Below are 3,769 nucleotides of genomic sequence, written 5' to 3'. Positions count from 1 at the left end.
ATTGAACTCCTCAAGGAATACCGTCAATCCCTCATCTCCGAAGCAGTGACCGGCAAGATAGATGTCCGTAACGAGGTGTAGACCCTATTTTTTCTTTTCTGATTCGGCGCGAGATACATATCGCGTTGATTTTTTCGATATTTCTATGCTATACTTTGCAAAACGTTTTTTCAACTCTTGAAAGCATAGGCATTTATGAACGCGACACAAGATACGCAGATAGAACACTTCCCTGACCGGAGCCTCAGACGCTTGCTGCAAGACAGGGAATATGTGCGGGGGTTGGTCCAAATTATCGCACCGGACATCGAGGCGTTTCTCGACTTCAGTCGGATCACATACCAAAAAAGAAGTTTTATCTCTAAAGCACTGCAAGAACGTGAGTCAGATGTCCTACTGAGTGTCCCATTTCAAGAAGACACAGATGCCATAGATACCGATGCGCTGCTCATCTATATCCTCATTGAACATCAGTCTACAGTGGATAAAACGATGGGGTTTCGGTTATTATCTTACATGGTGCAAATCTGGGAGTCACAACGGCGGGAATGGGAAACGGAGAAACTTCCTGAAAGTGAAAGACGTTTACAACCGATCCTACCAATCCTGCTTTATACCGGGGACCGTCGGTGGACAGTACCGGTGTCCCTGACGGCGATCATGGATATTCCTGAAATCTTGGAGCGTTTCGTCCCAAGTTTTGACACGCTGTTTTTAGCGGTGAAGGAGACTGAAGCAGAGGTGCTGACGCAGTTCGGACATCCGCTGGGTTGGTTGTTCCGTGTGCTTCAAAAGGAGCATGCAGAGCAAACAGAAGAGATACGCGAAGCCTTAGCAGCTGCTGTATCGCATATAGTGTCAGTAGATGAAGGCTTTGCACCCCAAGTTGCAGAGGCACTCCGGTATTTTGTGCAGTTGATATTCCACCGGCGTTCTCTTGAGGAGCGCGATGCGTTAGTAGATATTATCAGACAACACATTCAAGACCCTAAGGAGTTAGAGACAATGGCACAGACAACGGCTGATTTTCTCAGAGAACAAGGCAAAGCAGAAGGTATACAACAAGGCAAAGCAGAAGGTATACAACAAGGCAAAGCAGAAGGTATACAACAAGGCAAAGCAGAAGGTATACAACAAGGCAAAGCAGAAGGTATACAACAAGGCAAAGCAGAAGGTATACAACAAGGCAAAGCAGAAGGTAAACAGGATGCCGTCCTCAAACTCCTGCAGCTCCAATTTCAGCATGTGCCTGAAACGCTTTCACGTCAAATCCGCAATATTGACAACCTAACATACCTCGACACACTCTTAGAGCAAACGATGACCGCGCAAAGTTTAGATGAAATAGATACCCATTTTTCTTAAACTCTCTTTGAAATGATTGATGGTGTGACGATTCGGAGTTACGTGCCCCCTCTATGCTCCAAGAACAACCCTTATCTATTTGACGAGGTGTAGACCGTGCCGACGTATACAGAAACAGATTTTGAAGATCACATCGAAGCACACCTAAATCAGTCGGGCTACCGGTCGTTACAATCTACAGACTACGATAGATCCCGCTGCCTCGTCCCTGATGAGACGCTGCAGTTTATTCGGGACACACAACCCAAGACATATCAGAAACTGGAACGCCAGTACGGTCCGGACACACCCGTTAACCTCCTCAACCGTTTGAGCAGAGAGGTCGAACGGCGTGGCGTATTGGACGTGCTGCGGAAAGGTATTCGGGATAGAGGGTGTCATTTTAACCTGACTTACTTCCAACCCGCAAGTGGCATGAACCCCGACCACCAACGCCTCTACGCCCAGAACCGATTCTCCCTCATTCGACAACTGCATTACGCACAGCAGAACGAGAAGTCTCTGGATATGGTCTTGTTCCTCAACGGGTTGCCAGTTGTGACAATGGAGCTGAAGAACAGTCTCACCGGTCAGGTGGTGAGAGATGCGGAGAAACAGTACCGGACAGATCGGAATTCAAGGGAACCTTTGTTTAAATTCAAACAGTGTCTGGTCCACTTTGCTGTCGGCAACGAGAAGGTTTCCATGACAACCCGATTACAGGATGGCGAGACCCGGTTCTTTCCATTTAACAGAGGCATTGAGAACCCTGTGAACCCCAACGGTCACAAGACCGCCTACCTCTGGGAGGACATCCTACAGCCAGATAACTTGATGGAACTCATCAACAACTTTATCCATGAACAGGAGACCACAGAAAAGGTCTACGACGACAAAATCGGCGACATGAAAGATGTGAAGCACCGCGTGCTTATTTTTCCGCGATACCATCAGCTCGACGTAATTCGTGAATTGAAAGGGGCTGTTGTGAAGGCCGGAGTTGGACATAACTATCTCATCCAACACACCACAGGGAGCGGGAAGTCGAACTCCATCGCGTGGTTGGCACATCTACTGACGCATTTGTACCGTTCTCGGACCGATACAGACCGGATTTTCGATTCTGTGATTGTCGTGACGGATCGGCGTGTCCTTGATAGGCAGCTGCGGGAGACAATCAAACAAGTAGAACAGGTTGACGGCGTGGTGCATGCCGCCGATAAGAACTCGGCGCAGCTGAGAGGTTTCCTTGAATCCGGTAAAGATATCATCATCTCGACGATTCAGAAGTTCAGTGTGATTGCCGAGGAGATTGGCAAACTCAAAAGTAAGACCTTCGCCGTGATTATCGACGAAGCACACTCCTCGCAGAGCGGTGAATCTGCAAGGAACCTCAGGATTTCACTCTCGCAAGGGATTGCGTTAGACGTAACGGAAGATAACGCCGACGAAGTATCGGATATAGACGCTAAAATCCTTGAACAGATGGAACAACGCAGGATGCAGGATCATATCTCTTATTTCGGTTTCAGCGGCACCCCAAAGAACAAGACCTTAGAACTGTTTGGACGGAAGGACACAGATGGAAAATTTGTCCCGTTCCACGTCTATTCCATGCGTCAGAGTATCAGCGAAGGGTTCACACTCGATGTGTTGCAGAACTACACCACCTTTAAGCGGTATTTTGAACTGGTCAAGCGTGTGCCGGAGGATAAAGAGTACGAAAAGGCGCGGACACTCCGTGCACTGACCAATTACGTTGATCTGCAACCCCATAGTATTGAGACGAAGACCCGGATTGTCTTGGAACACTTCGCCGCACGCACCGAAAAAACAATCCGCGGAAAGGGACGGGCGATGTTGGTCACGTCTTCGCGACTGCACTGCGTCAAATACAAGCAGGAATTCGATAAACAGATGCGGGAGATGGGGCTTCGCTACGGGTGTCTGGTGGCATTCAGTGGGACGGTACACGACACCGATAATGGTCAAGACTACACGGAAAACGCGATGAATGGATTGCCACCAAGCACCTCCATTGCGGACAGTTTCAAGAGCCCGGCGTACCGAATTCTGATTGTTGCGAATAAGTTCCAAACAGGTTTTGATGAGCCGCTGCTACAGACGATGTACGTTGATAAACGGTTAGACGGGCTGCAATGTGTCCAAACCTTGAGCCGCCTGAACCGCGTCACTTCTGGCAAGACAGATACGCTGGTACTTGACTTTGTGAACGAACCCGATCAGATACAAGCAGCGTTTCAGCAATACTATCAGACCACAATGCTCGCCGAGGAGACCGACCCGAATCGGTTATACGATCTACAAAGTCAGTTGGAAGGTTTTGACTGCTACGATGTAGAGACGATTGAGGCATTCTGTCATATCTTTTATGATGCTAATCAACCCGACGAGCTGCTACAAG

Annotated in this window: 2 protein-coding genes; both read left to right on the top strand. The window is 48.5% G+C overall.

The genetic code is table 11. The features are described 5' to 3' along the window. The first annotated feature begins 195 nt into the window (after positions 1-195). The gene (locus OXH39_08010) at positions 196-1,365 is read left to right on the top strand and encodes an Rpn family recombination-promoting nuclease/putative transposase (GenBank protein ID MCY3550392.1); all 1,170 of its coding nucleotides are present in this window, start codon (positions 196-198) and stop codon (positions 1,363-1,365) included. Positions 1,366-1,461: 96 nt separating this feature from the next. Then, a partial coding sequence (locus tag OXH39_08005) for a type I restriction endonuclease (protein ID MCY3550391.1) occupies positions 1,462-3,769 on the top strand: 2,308 nt, incomplete at its 3' end.

This window comes from Candidatus Poribacteria bacterium, from assembly GCA_026702755.1.
In the GTDB taxonomy this organism is placed as follows: domain Bacteria; phylum Poribacteria; class WGA-4E; order WGA-4E; family WGA-3G; genus WGA-3G.
This window is presented reverse-complemented; position numbering and strand designations above follow the sequence as displayed.

Coding starts and splice junctions, on each gene's coding strand:
- OXH39_08010 (MCY3550392.1), top strand. CDS start 196: ATGAACGCGACACAAGATACGCAGATAGAACACTTCCCTGACCGGAGC.